Below are 1,280 nucleotides of genomic sequence, written 5' to 3' on the forward strand. Positions count from 1 at the left end.
GACGGCGCACAGTGCCGCGCCGGACAACCACGGGTCGCGCCGGGTGCTCAGCGTGACGGCGGCGACGAACACGACGAGCAAACCGGCGTGGCCGTAGAAGACTTCACCATTTCCTTCGGCCGCCATCATGCGTGCGTGTTCGCCGGACATCATGCGGCCGGCCATCCCGGCGATACCGCCCATGTTCGGCATGGCGCCCGGCCCACCGCCCATGCTGTGCGGGATGAAGCGGACGTCGCCGGTGTAGTAGAGCATCGACCCGGTGCGGGCGAGCACGTTCTGTCCCGGTGCGAGGGTCGACTTGACGACCTTGCTGTTCACCAATTCCAACGGCATGGTTCAGCGCTCCTCGGGCTGGATGTAGACGACTCCGGATCCGTCGAATCGCAGCGAGAACGCTTCACCGCTGCCACCGCCGATCGCGGAGCGCCAGGTGACGTCGGTGACGAAGCTCTGGTTCAGCTGGCCACGGTGAGCGACGAATGCGTCGGGATCGGCAACCAGCGGATACTGCGGGCTGACTTCGAGCGCGATGATCGGTCCGCCCTTCGACAGCACGGCCACCAGACCGGTGCCGCTGACGACCGTCGTGAACAAGCCCTGTCCGGAACCTGCGCCGCGGAGTCCGGCAAATTTCACGTCGGTTCGCAGTTGTCCGACCAGTGCGAGCAACTGCGAGGCTTCGACGTGCAAGGCATCGTTGTTGAGTTCGATGATCGTGATGTCCTGGGCGTCGACCGCGAAGTAGACGGTGCCTTGTCCGCTGACTTCCATCAGGGACAGTGATTCACCTGCCGCCTTCTGTTTCAGCGCGGCACGTAACCCACCGCCACCGCCCATACCGGCGTTCTTGAAGGTGATCGCACCCTCGTACGCCACCATCGAACCGTTGATCGCTTTGATGGTGTCCCCCACCAGGTCTGCGACCAGTACCCGGTGCCCGTCCATTCTCAGTTGCGCCACGGAGGGCACTATGCCAGATGCTCACGACGTACGCCGTGTCGTCGAACGGAAAGTCGTGAACAGAAAATCTGCCGCCCACAAGTTGTGGACGGCAGATTCTCGGCTATCGATTTTCGGCGCTTTGCAGCTTTAGGTGTTCAGGGGCGGCTGAGCGCGCTCGCGTTGTCGTTGTCGCGAGTGGCCGTCGAACCTGCGGTGCTCTCGAGCATCCCCTCGAGGACGTTCTTGCCGATCGAGGTTTCCTTGGGAAGCGCGATCGGGTAGGTCCCGTCGAAGCAGGCGGCGCACAGGCGGCTGGCCGGCTGCTCGGTCGCGGC

Annotated in this window: 2 protein-coding genes and 1 pseudogene; all 3 read right to left on the reverse strand. The window is 64.1% G+C overall.

Annotation, left to right across the window (positions count from 1 at the left end):
* The coding region (locus ABT116_RS47340) for an AIM24 family protein (RefSeq protein ID WP_351647580.1) at nt 1-336 on the reverse strand (336 nt) is incomplete at its 3' end.
* A gap of 3 nt (nt 337-339) precedes the next feature.
* Nucleotides 340-963, reverse strand: a complete 624-nt coding sequence (locus ABT116_RS47345; protein ID WP_351647583.1) for an AIM24 family protein — start codon at nt 961-963, stop codon at nt 340-342.
* Between the two features lie 137 nt (nt 964-1,100).
* A pseudogene (locus ABT116_RS47350) lies at nt 1,101-1,280 on the reverse strand (amidophosphoribosyltransferase); the annotation flags it as partial.

Source organism: Streptomyces sp. NPDC002130 (genome assembly GCF_040296465.1).
In the GTDB taxonomy this organism is placed as follows: domain Bacteria; phylum Actinomycetota; class Actinomycetes; order Streptomycetales; family Streptomycetaceae; genus Streptomyces.